Source organism: Candidatus Methylomicrobium oryzae (assembly GCF_016745425.1).
Classification (GTDB): Bacteria; Pseudomonadota; Gammaproteobacteria; order Methylococcales; family Methylomonadaceae; genus Methylomicrobium; species Methylomicrobium oryzae.
Window position 1 is genome coordinate 66,765 of the sequence record NZ_JAERVK010000009.1, and the last position, 16,432, is coordinate 83,196.

The following is a 16,432-nucleotide window of genomic DNA, read 5'->3' on the forward strand; positions in this document are numbered from 1 at the left end:
CTCGTTAGGTTGGGATTCGCCGGGAAGCGGCATGCCTGAAGGGTAAAAAGCAGCGATTTCACAGCCGGCGAATTAGCTAGGCACGGGTTACGGCGATTTTACGGGCGTTTCCGATCTGCACTCGGTTTGGTTTTTTCCCCCAACAATCATAAGAGGAGCACTCACATGATTATTATCAGTTCGCGCGATGACTTCATCAATCCAGACAGACTGCTCCCGGAAGGTCATCTGATCAAAGAAATCGATATGAGGGATAATTCGATCGTAAGAAGCATCGAGCTCGACGATCTGGCGATGGAACTGATCGGCAAAAAAATCTGCCTGCTGGTTCATGGCTACAATAACGAGCATGAAGAAGTTCGCGATGCGTATGAAATCATCGAAGAAAACATCCGCCTGACCTTGCCCGGGCAATACGACGAAGTGATCGGCTACAGTTGGCCGGGCGGCGACCGGAAATTCGAATGGCGTGATGCCAAAGCGAGGGCGAATGCGGTAGGGCGGCGTTTCCGGATATTATTGGAACGGCTGAGTCAGAATACCGAGATCGATTTGGTTTCGCACAGCCTCGGGGCCCGGGTGGCGTTAAAGGCTTTGAAAGAAGCCTCCACCGCGCTTATCCGGCATTATTACTGTATGGCGGCGGCCGTCGATAATGAAAGTCTTGAAATCGATCAGGAATTTAACGCCTCGTTGAATGCGGTCGGCAATCTCTTCGTGATGCATTCGGCGCGCGACGGCGTTTTATCGGCCGCCTACGCTACGGCTGAACGGGATACCGCTTTGGGGCTGTTCGGGCCGGAAGACATCAGGCAGGTCGAAACCTTGCTGAGCAATGTATTCGTCGCGAACTGCAAGCGCGTGGTTACCTTCCACGGCGGCTATAAACGGAGCGAGGACGTTTATCGCTATATGGCCCGGACACAAACGCAAACGCCTGCCAGATTCGAAACCCTCTAGGGCGGGTTTGGCTGCTGCAAGTTTACAACAGGTCGATGCTGCCCCCGATTGAGGGGATTTCCGTTAAGGTTAAAAAATCTTCATTCCGGCACTTCCCGTCGGGATGAACTCTTAATTTAACGGCATTCCCAACCGCCGTACTCCGGACGGCGTTTGAATATGGGCGACGAGGTAAGGCTTTTGATCCGGCGGCAGGTTGAAAACCCGAAAATCGCCCTCGAAGCCGATCGCATCCAGCAGGCGGAGAACCTGATCGGCTTCAGGATGAAATCCCTCAAGGCACACCAGTGCGCAACCGCTGTCCGGCAGCGCGTCAGCCGGGTGCATGCCGGCCGGCCATTGGATCAGCGCAGGCGCCATCCCCTGCAGCGGCAAATCGCCGTCGGGAGGAATCGTAATCTGCCAGTTCAACTGGCCGCGGCTCATCGGCTCGATCCCGCCCAAAGCGACCGGCGAAGCCTTTGCTGCGGCTTCGATGTCGTCCGTGCGGGCGATCCACGCCCCCAGGCGAACGGGACAGGAGGGATCGGGCTGGTCGAGCCGGAACCAGCGCGGCCGGTCGGGTGGGGGGGCGGCCGGATCGATCGCGATCACTTCGAGATAACAGGCATCGCCCAGTTTCAACAAACGATTATGGGTTCCCATGCGGGGATGACTGCCGCCGGCTTGCAGGCTCACTCCGAGCATGCGGCAAACGTAGTCCGTGCCCGCTTCCAGGGAAGGAGCCGTTACAGCAATGTGATCGAGGTATGATCGAAGCATGTAAGTGTTCTTTACGGTAATGGATATAAGGAGAACCTAATAGGCATAACAATATCACTCGGAGGGAAGAAGAGTAAAAAATCAGCAGCAAACTCGAAAGTTAGAGTTAAAAAATGAAATTAGGATCTGGCCGATATTAACTTCCTGGTATGAGGGGTAGACCTGCCAGGTTTTTAAAACCTGGCAGGTCTTGGACCGGGAAATTATTTGGAGCCAAATCCTTAGCAGCTATCATCCAACCGGCTTGAAAGCGTTAGCCAGCTTTTTCGGCGTATTGCCCTGATATTCTCGGCTGCATTGCCCATAGACCGCCCGGGGAAAAAGCCCTGGCTGCCCTGCAGGCCGCGATTGTCGAGCCAATGCAGCACTTGGGAAAATTCGCTCTTGAACCGGCGAAGGGCTAATGCCAAATAAAGCTGTTAGATGTTGCTATCTTAACGGAAGACCGGAGTACATCGGATTGCGCAAATAGGCGCTGAGCCATTGGCTGAACAATTCAGCCATAATCGGCCTCGCCTCATTTCGGCTTATCTTGACGACATTGGGCAATGCATCGGTTTTACGGTTACGTGCGGGTTCGATTAAGGCGGGAACGGCAATTTTCTTTTGGAAACCACCATCAGAATCAGCGTCGCCACCGACGCGAGCCAGATCAGGAAAGCCAGCGCTCTCGTCCAATGAGTCAATTGCAGAGCCGGATCGCTCAACGAGAACAAGTATAAAAAACTGCCCACTGCGGCAATCAGCATTCCGGCATAAATCCTATGGCCGGGGCCGGACGATTCAGGCGGCGTTTCCCGCAAGCCGGCCCGATATTCCTCCCTGCAAGAATAACAAACGAAACTCTCATCCACTATTTCGCATTGACAGTACGGACATTTCATAATTTATACGCCTCTCGCTAGGGTTGCCTTACGGGGCAGTCAAAATTTCCCGAAGCAGGGTTAAATTCGGCCAAATGCTTTTTGCTGCGCCCGAGACATAGTTTAATGAATCGGGCGGAGGGCGATCGCCGTAAAAATCGATAGCGATAAGGTAAAAAATGAATATTTCCGGTATTCATTCCGTGCGGTTCAACCTTCGAGCCGGCCATTCCGAGCCGGATTTTTGTATGAGTCACTCGTGCCGTGATAGCATGGGGCGCATAAAGTCCAGGTAGAGATTCGCCATTGGCTTCTCATGGCCGTTTTTTCCGTTTGCCGCGAGTGAGCCTGCCGGCGGCAGGTCCCGATGAGGCTGTGCCGAACGCCGGTTTTTCGCGAAGCGCGCTTATCCCCTCGTAAACACTGTCAGGATGTGCTTTAAATGTTAGACGCCTTGTTCGCTTTTCTTCCCCGGCAATTCGGCCAATGGCTGGATATTCCCATCAACGGCAATCCGCGGATGGTGATCAATGTGGTTGCCGTCCTGCTGCTCTTATTTTTGATTTGGTATGTGGGACAGGCGGTTGTTTCCCTGTGGCGCCTCCAATCGGCCATCGGCGCCTTAGCGGCTCTGCGGAGGCAAAAAGCCGGCGGTGAAACCGTTACCAAAGACGAATTGGACCGGATATTCGGGCACCGTTTCTTTGCCGGCGTTTGGGATACCTTCCGCGATACTCTGCACGAGCAGTACGAGGACCAAAACGCGCGAGGACGGATACTCCGTATCCGCTCGACCGTTTCCGCCGAAGCGGTCTTCACTCCCCAATTGCTCGTCGATGCCCGCTTGAATGTGGAATTTTTCAAACACCTGCCGGGCCTGTTGACCGGGCTCGGCATTATCGGCACATTCTACGGGCTGATTCACGGCATCCAGCAATTCGATCCTTCGCTGCTCGCCAAGGCAAGGGCCGATTCCGCCCAGATGGAGAAGCTTTTCCTCGGTTTGAAAAGCTTGTTCACCGAAGTCCAGGGCGCCTTCATCGCCTCCTTCTTCGCCATCGGCGCCGCCATGGCGGTGACGTTTTTCGAGAAGGTATTGCTCAATCTTTGCTATCGGCGGCTGGAAGCGCTGTGCCGACTGCTGGACACGTTGTACGAAGGCGGCGTCGGCGAAGACTACCTGGCTTCGCTCGTCAAGTCGTCATCCGAAAACGCCGTCCAGATGAGCCAACTGAAAGACAGCCTTGTCGATGAACTGTCCGCCGTGCTGCAGAACCAGACCGCGCAGCAGGTCCAACAATCGCAACGGCTGGGCGAATTGCTGTCGGCGAGAATCCGTGAACATATCGAATCGGGAAAGGAACACGGCGACCGGGTTAACCGCATACTGGAAAGAGGCCTGGACGACATCGGCAACAAGATGGCGCGCGTCGGCCGCGACCAGGGCGCTACGGTGACGACCAACCTGGAGCAACTGGTCCAGTCGTTTGCCGACAAGATCGACAGCGCCTTTGCCGACCGCATGTTGGGGCTGGTCGGGATGATGGACGACTCGGCCCAATCGATGCGCGACATGCAGGCGGGTTTTCACGAACTTTTGCACGAACTGCGCCGGTCGGGCAAAGCGGAGCGCGAAGAACTCACCGCCAACATGGCGTCCCTGGTAGATGCCCTCGGCGCCTCGCAGGGAACGCTGGAGGCGCAGCTTGCCGACACGAGCCGGACCTTCGCCGCGGCTATCGAAAAAATGAACGACAGCGCGGCGCGCATTTCGGAAGCCACCCAGCGTTTTTCGCTGGCCGGCGACAAGGTGGCCGGCGTCCTGGAGCGCGCCGAGCAGGTTTCGCTGCAGCTTGCCCAAAGCGGCGGCCTGTTGGAAAACGCCTCGCATTCGGTCGCGGCCATCCTGGCGCAGTCCGCCGGAACGCGCGACGCCCTTGCCCAAATGGTCGCCGAAATGGGAGGCATGCTCGAGAGAGCCAAACAGGAAGCCGGCATGAACTGGCAAATCGTTCAGCAGATGCAGGCGACGGTGGAAGCGTTCGAACAGCTGAATGCCGAGGCGGATAAATCGGTGGCCGCCATCGCCGAGAAGCTGGCGGAAACCCTGGCGAGGTTTCGGGAAGAAATGGCAAGGCACGATGCCGAGTTCCACAAGCACCACGCCGACACGCTCACTCAGGTCGCCTCGGCCTACGAGCCGTTGGCGGCTTCCATCGGCGGGCTTGCCGACATGATGATGCGGAGCAGGGAAATCTGATGCTGTCGCGCGGCACACCTCTCCCAAGGCCAAAGGAAGAAGGCGAAAAGCCGTTCTGGATTTCCTATGCCGACCTGATGACGGCAATGATGATGATGTTCCTCATCGTCATGACGTTTTCGCTGGTCATTATCACCAATCCGGCGCCGGAACTGGAGCATCTCAAGAAAATCGGCCAGCTGTGCGAAGAAATCAAGCAGGCGGCCCAGGGCGTCAGCGGCGTGACGGTTGATTGCGTCAACAACCGCATCGATTTCGGCAGCCAGGCCCAATTCGGCAACAACGATTCCAAACTCTCCGAATCCGCCAAGCAGACGCTGCGGAAGTTCGTGCCCATCGTGCTGAATGTCGCGCGCAAGGATGGGGGAAAATTGCTCAAACGGGTCGTGGTCGAGGGCTATGCCTCCCCCACTGGTTCCTATCTGCTCAATCTGCAACTGAGCATGCGGCGGGCGGAAACCGTTCTGTGCAGCCTGTTCGAACCTCCGGCGCCTGAAGAAGCCGCTTTGCTCGACGACGACAAACGCATGATCCGCGATCTTTTTCTGGTGGGCGGCTACAGCTTCAACAACGGCGTGGGAAAAACGGAAGCCGAAATGCGGCGGGTCGAATTCAAACTGGATTTTTTGGGATTCGACGAAACGCCGAGCACCGTAAATGCGGTGGATACCGCCGATTTCGGGAAATGCCTGTGAAATACGCCGAGCATTTCAGCTTCGCCTTGCTGAAATTCGAAAATATTTACCGCATTCCGCCTTTCGCGGCCTCCGTCAAGCATATGGAGGCGACAAAAATCAGGATCGGGGAAACCCTGAAAAATGCGGAAATGGGCAAGCCGAATCCGGAAATGGTGCGCCAGACGCTGGAGAAGTTTTTTTGTTGGGTAAAGGAACCTTCGAAGATGCCTTCTTTCAGTTGGCTGGAAGTCGCATTGATCTGCCGGGGGCTGCACACCGAAATCGCCGGCCACGGCTCGCTGATGCAATCGGAGAGCGCTGTCGGTTTCTTGCTGACCGAATTCGCCGCGCACTATTCCGGCCGGATGCTCAGCCCTTATCCCTGGCAGGGCCTGCTCAGCGCCTACCTGAATTGCCCGCCGGGCAACAACGCGGCCGAGATTCGGAATCGAGAGGCGTTGCGGGCTTTTCTCGCGAATTCGCTGGATGCCGTATCGCGCAGTTCGAGCTTCAAGCCGCGCTGGCTGGAAGGGATTCTAAAGCACAGAAGGGTCCTGGAAAAAAACGCCACGCGGACGCTGGCCAAAGACGCGCTGGAAGGGCACTATGAAATCGTGGAGGGCATCGCCCGGGAGGTCGATATCCCGTCGACCTCCTGGTTTTGGCCCGAATTGGTGATGGCTCAGGTCGATGCGATCGTCGACTATCCAGACGACCGCTTCAAGCGGGCCATCGATTCCGTCCTGGCTCAATTGCGGCAACGCAGGGAGTGCATCGACAAAGGTTTGGCGAAAATACTCGACCGGTATTCCCTGTGTCTCGTTGCCGAGCCTCACGAGACCTTACTGTCGCTGGCCGTGTTCCGCTGGAAGAGCCCTTCGCTGGAAAGGCAAACCGCCTGGCTGCGGGTGACGCCGAAGGCCAAGGCCATGGTCCAGCGATGGCTGGTGCCTCACGACATCGAGGCGGTTTTCAGGCAACTCGCCGAAGAAAGCCGCCGCTATGAGTTCTGGCTGCAGTTTGCCGACCAGATCGAATTTACCCATATCTGGACCGGCAATTCCATAAAGGAGTCCCCGTCCCGCCTTTCGCAGGATAGGGAAGAACGGCGCCCCGTTTTCCGCGATCCGGAAAAGCCGGACGACAATTTGATCCTGATGAAAATCGGCGGCCTGTTCATTCTCGAATCCGCGGTAAAGGCCGGAGGCAAATGCTGGGCGTATCGAGAGGATGAGATTAATCCCCAGCTCTTGAAACACGGCCTCCGTTACGGCGTTTTCCGGGATACCACGAAAAATGTTTTCACCAACAGCTACGGGCACAGCGACGGGTTGATCCATTCCGGCTATGCCTGGGAAAAGGCCTTCCAGTCGGAACTGGCGAAATTCGGTATTTTTCCGGACCGCCTGAGTTTCGCGGCGCTGGCCGCACGCTATCGGCTGGTGGTCGAAGCCTTGCCCGACGGGGCCGAAAGGATATGCTACAAGCACGGTTCCGGGGTACTCGGAGAATGGCTGGGCAAACATGGCTTCATTCGCCGCGCCGACGGGTTTTACCGGCAATCCCGGCAGGAAGAGGCGGCAGAGCTTTGAGAGCGTTGGATCCGGCCGGAACCGCGGCCCGGAGGGTGCGATCCAGGCTGCCAGGGGGAGACATAACGGCGATGTGATCGTCTGCCGCAACCCGAGGAATCTTCCGGAGCGGGGACCGGGAGGCTCTGTTGAGGGCAATTCGGCGCGGCCGGCGGTCATCCTTTGCCGTGTTCCGCCAACCCCTCCAGCGCGAACCAGTCGGTCAACTCGCGGATGCCGCCCAAGGCATCGAGGCGGCGATCGACGGCATCCTGATTGCCCCACACGACTTCGGCCAAGGCGCCTTCCGCCACCCGCGCTTCGATGTCCTTGCAGTAAAGTCCCAGGTCGCGCTGAACATAGAAGCCGTAGGTGCGGCAGGCTACCGGCCGGTGGGCATAAACCCGGCAGGCGCCGGCGGAGCGGTCCAGCAGCGGGCAGACGACGGGGCGCGACCGCTGGCCGGCCAGCGCGGCGACATCCCGGCGGATTTCCCGAAGCCGATCCGGGGGCAGCGCGGCCAGTCCTTCCCGCAGCCTATCCCATTCCGCCGCCGTAAGCCGGGGAATTTCGGCGAGCCGCCGGCAACAGCCGTCGCAGCCCCGGCGGCACAGCCAGTCGGGATGGCCGTCCCGGATGGCCAGGACGCGGGCTTCGATGTCGGCATGGAGCCGGTCGAGCGAACCTGTCTCGCCGTCCGCGCTTGTTCTCGGTTGTGTAGGCATGGATCGTGTATTTCGGTACGAATGATGGGAAAAATGAAACCGGTTACGGGCTCACTCGGGATTCTTCTTCGGTCAACACAGTCTCACTGCATCTTCCTGACCGGCTTTGCGTTCGGCGGAGAAATCGCATGCGCCTGAGGGTCAGAGACATTGATGAGTCCTAACACCCGTTCGACCGAGGTTCGCCATTTGGCGATTTGCGCCATGTTGTCGACCGGCCACGACAAAGCGGAAACCATGTGCTGAAAGGCCTGCACCGATTGAATCAGCATCCCCAATGATATGGCGCCGGCGATGTAGCGAGGCGAGGCAACCAGGATGGGCAAGGCCATCGAGGCGACCGAGTAGCCCGATGTAAAGATTTGAATCCGAATCCATGCCGCCGTTTCTTCGGCATAGGACACGATCACGGCCCGAAACGAATCCAGCAGCCGCGTTTGCTCGTTATGACCCTCGTCCCGAAGCACCGGAGAGGAGTGAAAATGAGTCTGGCTTTCGATCAGGTCATGCCGGAAATTGGCCTCCTGGTTTTGTCTCGCATGCGTGGCCGAGGTCATCGGCTTGCCCATCCACCAGCCCAGGATCGAAGCGCAAATCGAGTAGCTGATCGAAATCCAGACCAAATATCCCGCAACCGAAACCGAAACGTTCCTGAACTCGAAGATGATCCTCCCGGAGATCCCCCAAAGTATCCGGGCAAAGCTCGTCAACATCAGCAAGCAATAAAACAAGGAATGGCTGAGCGCGATGGCGTCTTCGGTCGCGATGCGAATGTCCTCGGCGATGCGCCCGTCCGGATTGTCATGATCCTTCTGGGACAGGGGCATAATCCGATCATCGCGGTCTTGTTGAAGCCATGCGGAAATGACTTTCTCGGTCAGCCATGTCCGCCAACCGATCATTAACCGCCGTTTGACGGTCAAATGGGCCGTCGTAATCGTGATGCTGCCGACGAAGATCAGGAACAATACGCCTGAGAGGGTTTTTACAGTCGCCAGCGAGCGTTGTTCAATCGCATCGAAAAGATCGGCATTCCACTGGGTAATATAGACGGCCAGTTCAATCTGCATTACCGTCAGAAAGATCAGCAAAAAGGTCTCCGTCCATATGATCAAGCTATTTTTGGAACGCCAGTAAGGGCCGGCCAATTTCATAAACCGGATAAAAAAGTTTTTCGCAGGATTTGTCAACATTGCTCTCCCAAGGCATCGCAGGCAAACGCCCGAAACCAGATTTTTATTTTATGCTTATGATCTAATTGATAAATACTATACTAAACTTACCTTATGCGGTAATTGAAGTTGAAACCGCTCGCAGACGCCTCCCTGTCCGCCATTGGAGCTTCCCCGTATTCTCCTTGATTTATTGCATGGCTTATGATATTGGATGCTTTATGCGCTTACAGGAGGGTAAAGCTATGGCTATACAACTGTTATTGGGACTCATCAGATTGCTGATGTTGTCGGCGCCTTTTTTATCCATGCTGCTGATGATACTCGCTTTATGGGGGGTTATAGGAAAGACGACCTATATCGATCCGGAAACCGTCAAGCCGAACGTAGAATTGGGCGCCGGCGAGGCTAAAAATTATATGGTCAACGAGATAAAAGTTAACGAGCAATGCCCTGACGAATTAAAGAATCCGGACATTGTACAGGAGGCAGAGAACCCGAAGCCTGCCAAAATAGACTGGGAGCGCGTGGTTTAAATTTTCCGGCCTTCGTGCCGGTTAGGATTGCCTTAGAAGCTGCCGTCCGCGTACGCGCAAAGGTAGGCCGGGTAGAGCGCAGCGAAACCCATCAATTGATGTACGATATGGCCATTCACGATGGGTTTCGCTGCGCTCTACCCATCCTACGACCCTCGGCATTTAGGTCGTAGGGTGGATAAGCGAAGCGCATCCACCACACTGATGCCGGATGCGCTTCGCTTATCCGGCCTACGCAATATCTTGACTTACCAGACATGAAGCCGCTTTCATCGCCCCGGCAGCTGAAAATGCGTAGGATGCAAGAGGTAGGGCAACGCAGGAGCAGTTGCCGACGTTAGGAGGCGCACCGAGTGCCCCTCAGGGTATCGGTCGCGAATACACTGAAGGGCACCTGATGCGCTTCACTTCGTTCAGCACATCCTACTTAGTATTTTTACGGTAACGACATTGGGTATTCACCCACCGCTCAGCGCCTGGAAAATGTACACAGTCCCATCCTCCGGGACGCGATCCGAGAGGGTCTCTCTGTCGACCACTATCGTGTCGTTGACGCTGAGATAAACGTGCCGGCGCAGCGCGCCGCGTTCGTCCAGCACATAATCGGTGAATCCGGGAGCAATCTCGTCGACCGCCCGCAAAATTTCGGCGACCGAGCCGGCCGGCACGGTAATCGGCCGGTTCTCGAGCGCCGGAAAAAACCGGAAAAGGTGTCGAGTCATTTTGACCGTCGGCATGGCGTTCAGCCGAACCGCACCGAATAAACCGGCGGAAAATGGTTGCCCAGGCACTGCCAGGTTTCGCCGCGGTCTTCCGACAGGTAGACGTTGCCGGTCGTCGTGCCGAAACAGAGGCGATCGCCGGCGACGTCGAGGCCGTGCCTCAGGACGACGTCGTAAACGTCATGCTGCGGCAGGCCGCTGCGCAAAGCCTGCCAGGACTGCCCGCCGTCCGTCGTACGCGCCACGTACAGGCCGCCGTCGATCGCCATCCGCTCGGAGTCCGCGCGGGCGGGCACGACCCAGGCGGTACGCCCGTCCTGAGCGTCGACTGCAATCGGGAAGCCGAAATGCACGCCGGCCTCCGGCAGGCTGACCTTTTTCCATGTCTGCGCGCCGTCGTTGCTGTAAAACACGCCGCAGTGGTTCTGCTGCCAGAGATGATCCGGCTGTCCGGAACAGCCGGTCACGAAATGCGGATCGTGGCCCCATTCGGCTTCCGGATTCGGCAGATAATCCATCAACATGCCGCGGTTACGGTTCTGCCAGGTTCGCCCGCCGTCGGCGGACTCCAACACGCCGGCCGACGACACTGCAACGCGGATACGATTCGAATCGTATGGATCGATAACGATCGAATGGATGCCCGGTTCGAACACGCCGTAATCGATACTGGCAGGCGTGCCGAACCAACGGTTCTCGCTGGTCGCTTCGCCGGCGAACAGATCGCCGCCGCGGCTATCGTGATTCCACAGCGGCCGGTTGAGCTCCCAACTATCGCCGCCGTCATCGCTGACGAACAAACCGCCGGGAATGGTGCCGGCATACAGACGGCGGGGGTGATCGGCATGGCCGAACGCCAGGTTCCAGATCTTGAATACGGTGGCGTCCTTGTATTCGGGCTGCCCAACCGGAGCAGCCGGGTCGAAATCCGGCGTCGGCAGGTACTTGACGATATAGCGCGCGCCTTGCGGGTACTTCAACGACAGCACATCCTCCCAGGTCGTGCCCCCGTCGCGCGAACGCGACAGTTTCGGCCCCCAATGGCCATGATCTAGCGAAGCCCACAGCGTACCGTCGCGCGGATCGCGCGCCGCGTAACAGACGGGAATGCCTGCATGCAGGATGGGGCGTGGATGCCAGGCGGCATTTGAACGATCGACTATCACCGTACCCTTGCGGGTGCCTAAAAGAATCATGTCGGACATCGGTTTGGCCTCATGTTTGCGCGGATAGATGTAACTGCAGCACAGAACGTAAAGGCAGAGTTCCCTTTTGACCGTGCGTTAGGTAGGGTACGCATCGCGTACCATTTTTTAAAGCAGTGCGGATTTAAGTCAAAATAAGGTACGCGATGCGTACCCTACACGGCTACGAGCTATAGTTTATATCAAAATATTTAAGAACTTTATTAAATTCAACTTTATATGAATTCTCAAATTTTCGAGCTAAGCAAATTGCTTGTGGGCTATGATTTATAACAAACTTATATTCTTCAGGGTATTTAGGTGTCTGTGAAAAATAAAAATCAAGAAGTGAATTATTAGGCCAATTCTCTAATTTTATAACAATTTCCAATATTATTTCATAGACAGTTTTACCGAAATTTATAGCTTCGTTTATGGAAGGAATATAACCTTTATGTATAACTTTATTTCTGAACTTAGATTTTTCATTTGATAAACATGGCGGGCTCTCTTTTTGTTCAACAGTATAAAGAGAAATGAAAGCTCCTAATTGCCGTTCAGACTGATTTTCCATTAACTTCCACGTTTTCTCTATGATGCTAGGCTCTATCTTTTTAAGATGCCATACGTATCTAATATAAAATTCCAAGAAGCGCTCGAATGATGCTGTAAAAGAAGATACTGCTTCTCTCGGATAGCCATCCCGTAATGCGTTCATTCCTATATCAAAAAGCGTTTCAAATTTGGCAGCTTCGAAGATTATTACGAATTCATGTCCTTTATCGCATTTAGCCGGATGAATTCCATTGTCAGAAATTTGCTTTTGCTCAACCTCAAAGAGATCTCGGAGAGTCACTATTGAAGATTTTCTAGGTTCTGGATGGCATTGAGGGCAAAGATATTGAATTTTCATAAGCCATAATCTTATTCTTAATAAGCGCGTAGGTTGGGCTGACGATAGGAAGCCCAACAATCAAAGCGGAGATAGCTTGCAGATTCGAATGTTTTTTCTGGCCCCTTACACGCAAAAATAGTTGGGTTTTTGCGTCATGCTATCCGTCCACAACATTGATGTAAAACCTACGCACGGGCTACTCAAGTAACACCGGCAAAACTACATGCGGGACAATCCCATAAATTCTAATTAAAACAATGGATTAAAATTATTTTTGCAATCGGCAAAACAGATCGGCAAAATCCGGAATAAAAAGTATAAATATTTTTTCAATAATAATAGGTTATTAAATTTCAGGATCGGCATGCCTATGTCCATTGTATTGCCTTACCGAATAGAGCCTTGCCTGCTTGAAAACATTACGACCGGCATGACCGATCTGATCGCGAATCTGGCAACGCCATCCGAAAGGCTCGCTAACCGGTTGCATCCGCGTACGGCTGCCAGCCTTGCCGAACTGGTTCGGATTATGAATGGTTATTACTCGAACCTGATCGAGGGCCATCATACTAAAACTCGGGATATTGAACGAGCCCTAACGGATGACCTGGAAACAGACGAGTTGCAGCATGCCTTCAGATTGAGGCGCGAGCATGTCCGATTACTGTGGTCGATCGACCAGCTGTACGCGGAAGGGCGTTTGCCGGAGCCGGCGGCGGCCGAATTCTTGCGCTGGCTGCATAGCCTGTAGGGTACGCTGTGCGTACCATTTTTTTAAAGCAGTGTCGATTTTAAGCCTAAAAAGGTACGCACAGCGTACCCTACATGGTTGGCGAGGATGGGCAAAGTCGCGCAGATTATCGCGATGGCCGCCTCGTACCCTCACCCGGTCACCATTCATCCCTTTCCCGAAGGCAACCTAAATCGTTAAAATTAACCGGTATCGGCAAATTTTTGCTATTTCCAGGGGGAAACTTTTTGAAACAGTCTTTTTATGATCTTAGCTTCGCTGACCTGGAGAGGGTTGTCGGTGAAAATGACTTTAACAGCTCGGTCGCGAGAATTCTTTTCAACTGGCATTACAAGAAAAAAGAAACCACTCTATGCAAAGGTGATATATCCCGACATTCATTGGCCTTTTTTGAACGAAACTATGACTTTTCTTTGCCTGAAATCGATAAAGTCTATGAGTCTAAAGATCGAACCGTAAAATTTCTTTTTAAGCTGAAGGACAGTCATAAAGTTGAAACCGTCCTGATTCCGTTCAATAACAAATATTCGATTTGCCTCTCATCGCAGGTCGGCTGTGCAATGAATTGTTCTTTTTGTTTTACCGGAGAACAAGGGCTGAAGCGGAATTTGGCGACGAGCGAAATTGTGGGGCAGTTCCTACAGGCTTGGCGCTGGTTGGCAACAAATAGGCCGGGCGAAGAGCGGATATTGAATATCGTCTTTATGGGGCAGGGCGAGCCTTTGCATAATTTCGATGCCGTTAAGAAAGCGTGTGAGATTTTTTTATCGCAATACGGATGTTCGATCGGTGTGCAGAAAATCACTGTTTCAACGGCGGGCTATATTCCCGGCCTTAAACGCTGGAGCGAGGAAATTCCACGCGTGAATCTTGCCTTATCGCTGCATTCGCCATTTGAAGAAAAACGCAATCAGCTGATTCCCATCAATAAAAAATATCCGCTCGATGAGGTATTGACCTATATCGACAAGATACCTTTAAACAAGAAGCAATTCATCACCTATGAATACATCCTGATCAAGGATTTTAATGATGATCCGGCCGATGCTGAAAAACTGGGGAGGCTGTTGGCTGACAGATGCGCTTATATCAACTTGATCCCTTTTAACGCATTCCCGGGATCGCGTTACACCAGTCCGGATATGGATAAGGTTGAAAAATTCAAAGAAGTTCTGGATGCCTTTAAAATCCCGACTTTAATCAGAGGTACCAAAGGCGATGATGTGTTGGCAGCATGCGGGCAGCTCAACTCTAGTAATTGAATGGCTTTGAAGTACCGCTGAGCAAGGTAGGATGGGTAGAGGCGCCAGCCGAAACCCATCAATTGAAACCCGCAGCCTTATGATCAATGCCGTTAAGTTAGGAGAAACTCGTCGTTCCGGCAGGAATTGCCGGACGACTGTAGGGACACAGGAGGTACGAGCCCAAGGAAGGGCGAGGTAGATCGCGTCGGGAACAAGCGATCGACGCCTCCATGGATGGGGAAGGTAGATCACGTCGGGAACAAGCGATCGCGGGCAACGCAAGGAGCAGTTGCCGAATCCGGAAGCCAGGGATGGCAACGACAGAACACATCCCTGCCGGTATGACGCCTTAACTTAACGGCATTGGCCTTATGATGGGTTTCGCTTCGCTCTACCCATCCTTGTATGATCAAATCTAATAAAAAATCTTGCCAAGGAAATCAGGTAAGCTGTAATAGTTCATTGGGAGGCCGTCCCAGCCTGAGGACTGGTTGTTAACCAGAGCCTGTCGTGTAGATTGGCCCCCGCCCTATTCACCCATACCGTGGAGTATCCGAGGCTTAGAGCCTGCATACACAAGGAAGGTAGGTGCATGCGCAGGGTCGGGAACCAGCGAACAGTTTACTGTCTTTAACCCACTCCTGCCAAATCACTATGACGCCCCATCCCCTCATAAAAACAGTCCCTGAATCTCAGCCAGCGTTGTTTGCAGGCATTGATGTCGGCGCCGAGGAACTCATCTTGGTGATTCGCAAGAACGGCAAGTCTGTTGATCCCCAGAAGTTCGCCAACCCCCCTGCCGATCGCGCCCGCTTGGTTAAGAAGCTGGTCAAGTTGCCGGGTCTCATTGTCTGCCTGGAAGCCACGGGTATTTATCATTTCGATTTAGCCCTCGCCTTGCATGATGCCGGGGTGTTACTCAGGGTGATTAATCCCAAAGCCTCGCATAACTTTGCCAAGGTGTTGATGAAAAACAGCAAAACCGATGCGGTTGATGCCGATACCCTGGCCGAATATGCGGCACGTATGGACTTTGTTGCCTGGACTCGCCCGACCAATGAGAAGCTGGCTCTGCGTAGCTTCGCTCGCCGCATCAATGCACTCACCGGTCAGAAAGCGGCCGCCAAAAATCATCTGCATGCGCTTGCCGCCTCCCAAGAAACGCCCAAAGCCGTGCTGAAAGATGCCAAATTGGCGATCACCCAGTTGGAGAAACGCATCGACCAGATGACGGCACAAGCCCTGCTCTTGATTGCCAAACATCCCGAACTCAATCGGGTGCTAACCTTGTTAACCGGCATCAAAGGCATTGCCGAAACCAGCGCCATTGCGCTGATGGGCGAACTGCTCTTGCTGCCGCCTGGGCTGTCCCATCGGGAATGGGTGAAGTTTGCAGGCCTGGATCCCAAAGCCTTTGATTCCGGCAAAAGCGTCCATAAGAAAACGCGGATGTCAAAGGCCGGTAACCGCCATATCCGTTCAGCCCTGTATATGCCTGCCTTGAGCGCCAAAACGCATGATGCGCATGTCAGCGCCTTTTTCCAGCATCTCATCGCGAACGGCAAGAAACCATTACAGGCGGTCTGTGCGGTTATGCGTAAATTGCTCCATGCGATCCACGGCATGTTGAAAAACGATACACCTTTTGACAATACGCGTTTTTATGCCATTCCGGTCGCGGCTAATTAGGCAAAATCATCGGTTTATTAGTTGACTTTTAACAGAGTATCTACGCGCTACATCTTTGGAGTCGTACCTATCCTGCGGCCCTGCATCCCTGAATTCATTCCGAAAATTATCGGTTCTTATTTTCGCTCCATCATTTCTTATCCTCAAAAATGCCGAAATGTTTCTAAGCTGCTATTAAAGCAACTTTTTGGTGGGGAAATTATTTCCGCAAATCGTCTTCTACATATCTAAGGATCTGGCCGATATTAACTTCCGGTATGGATGGTAGACCTGCCAGGTTTTAAAAACCTGGCAGGTCTTGAACCAACGCCGTTAAGTTAAGGCCACCACGTCATTCCGGCAGGGATTGCCGGACGACTGCATGGATGCCACCACTAAAGGGTGGTCTATGGACAGAGGGAGGGCAACCCAGGGAGCAGTT

The 16,432-nt window shown here is 53.9% G+C and carries 15 protein-coding genes; 8 read left to right on the forward strand and 7 right to left on the reverse strand.

The annotated features are described in order from the left end of the window. The first annotated feature begins 165 nt into the window (after positions 1–165). Positions 166–960, forward strand: coding sequence for an alpha/beta hydrolase (locus tag JJL52_RS11420; protein ID WP_202052546.1), 795 nt, complete (start codon positions 166–168; stop codon positions 958–960). Positions 961–1,071: 111 nt separating this feature from the next. Here JJL52_RS11420 and JJL52_RS11425 read toward each other — a convergent pair whose 3' ends face one another. Together JJL52_RS11425 and JJL52_RS11430 are read right to left on the reverse strand one after the other, a co-directional pair. Then, positions 1,072–1,722, reverse strand: a complete 651-nt coding sequence (locus tag JJL52_RS11425) for a VOC family protein (RefSeq protein ID WP_202052547.1) — start codon at positions 1,720–1,722, stop codon at positions 1,072–1,074. Positions 1,723–2,303: 581 nt separating this feature from the next. Next, entirely contained in the window at positions 2,304–2,471 is a 168-nt protein-coding gene (locus JJL52_RS11430) for a hypothetical protein (RefSeq protein ID WP_202052548.1), read from the reverse strand. A 556-nt stretch (positions 2,472–3,027) separates the two neighbouring features. Between JJL52_RS11430 and zorA the strand changes: the two genes are divergently transcribed. From zorA to JJL52_RS11445, 3 genes are read left to right on the forward strand one after another with little or no spacing between them, the layout of a single operon-like run. Next, complete coding sequence (gene zorA / locus JJL52_RS11435; RefSeq protein WP_202052549.1) at positions 3,028–4,845, forward strand: anti-phage ZorAB system protein ZorA; 1,818 nt, start codon at positions 3,028–3,030, stop codon at positions 4,843–4,845. Continuing rightward, on the forward strand, positions 4,845–5,540 hold the full coding sequence (locus JJL52_RS11440; RefSeq protein ID WP_202052550.1) for an OmpA/MotB family protein: 696 nt from the start codon (positions 4,845–4,847) through the stop codon (positions 5,538–5,540). The genes zorA and JJL52_RS11440 overlap by 1 nt, the downstream gene beginning before the upstream one ends. Then, the gene (locus JJL52_RS11445) at positions 5,531–7,114 is read left to right on the forward strand and encodes an EH signature domain-containing protein (RefSeq protein WP_202052551.1); all 1,584 of its coding nucleotides are present in this window, start codon (positions 5,531–5,533) and stop codon (positions 7,112–7,114) included. Before JJL52_RS11440 ends, JJL52_RS11445 begins: the two co-directional genes overlap by 10 nt. A 155-nt stretch (positions 7,115–7,269) precedes the next feature. On the opposite strand, the gene JJL52_RS11450 is transcribed toward JJL52_RS11445, so the two are convergent. Both JJL52_RS11450 and JJL52_RS11455 read right to left on the reverse strand, forming a co-directional pair. Continuing rightward, a complete protein-coding gene (locus JJL52_RS11450; RefSeq protein ID WP_202052552.1) occupies positions 7,270–7,818 on the reverse strand; it encodes a YkgJ family cysteine cluster protein in 549 nt (182 codons plus the stop codon). An 83-nt stretch (positions 7,819–7,901) separates the two neighbouring features. Next, a complete protein-coding gene (locus tag JJL52_RS11455; protein ID WP_202052553.1) occupies positions 7,902–9,011 on the reverse strand; it encodes an SbmA/BacA-like family transporter in 1,110 nt (369 codons plus the stop codon). Positions 9,012–9,235: 224 nt separating this feature from the next. On the opposite strand from JJL52_RS11455, the gene JJL52_RS11460 reads away from it, so the two are divergent. After that, complete coding sequence (locus JJL52_RS11460; protein ID WP_202052554.1) at positions 9,236–9,526, forward strand: hypothetical protein; 291 nt, start codon at positions 9,236–9,238, stop codon at positions 9,524–9,526. A gap of 458 nt (positions 9,527–9,984) precedes the next feature. Here the strand turns inward: JJL52_RS11460 and JJL52_RS11465 are convergent, their stop codons facing one another. The 3 genes from JJL52_RS11465 to JJL52_RS11475 all read right to left on the reverse strand — a co-directional run bounded on the left by JJL52_RS11465 (position 9,985) and on the right by JJL52_RS11475 (position 12,345). Next, a complete protein-coding gene (locus tag JJL52_RS11465; RefSeq protein ID WP_236994212.1) occupies positions 9,985–10,263 on the reverse strand; it encodes a ubiquitin family protein in 279 nt (92 codons plus the stop codon). Positions 10,264–10,268: 5 nt separating this feature from the next. Next, positions 10,269–11,453 carry a WD40/YVTN/BNR-like repeat-containing protein gene (locus JJL52_RS11470; protein ID WP_202052555.1) on the reverse strand — a complete coding sequence of 395 codons (1,185 nt, stop codon included), beginning with the start codon at positions 11,451–11,453 and terminating at the stop codon, positions 10,269–10,271. Positions 11,454–11,616: 163 nt separating this feature from the next. Continuing rightward, entirely contained in the window at positions 11,617–12,345 is a 729-nt protein-coding gene (locus tag JJL52_RS11475; RefSeq protein ID WP_202052556.1) for a hypothetical protein, read from the reverse strand. Between the two features lie 346 nt (positions 12,346–12,691). On the opposite strand from JJL52_RS11475, the gene JJL52_RS11480 reads away from it, so the two are divergent. The 3 genes from JJL52_RS11480 to JJL52_RS11490 all read left to right on the forward strand — a co-directional run bounded on the left by JJL52_RS11480 (position 12,692) and on the right by JJL52_RS11490 (position 16,011). Next, positions 12,692–13,078, forward strand: a complete 387-nt coding sequence (locus JJL52_RS11480) for a Fic family protein (RefSeq protein ID WP_202052557.1) — start codon at positions 12,692–12,694, stop codon at positions 13,076–13,078. 74 nt (positions 13,079–13,152) lie between these two features. Beyond that, positions 13,153–14,340, forward strand: a complete 1,188-nt coding sequence (gene rlmN, locus JJL52_RS11485) for a dual-specificity RNA methyltransferase RlmN (protein ID WP_236994213.1) — start codon at positions 13,153–13,155, stop codon at positions 14,338–14,340. Positions 14,341–14,976: 636 nt separating this feature from the next. Next, positions 14,977–16,011 carry an IS110 family RNA-guided transposase gene (locus JJL52_RS11490; protein ID WP_202052558.1) on the forward strand — a complete coding sequence of 345 codons (1,035 nt, stop codon included), beginning with the start codon at positions 14,977–14,979 and terminating at the stop codon, positions 16,009–16,011. The last annotated feature ends 421 nt before the right edge of the window (positions 16,012–16,432 follow it).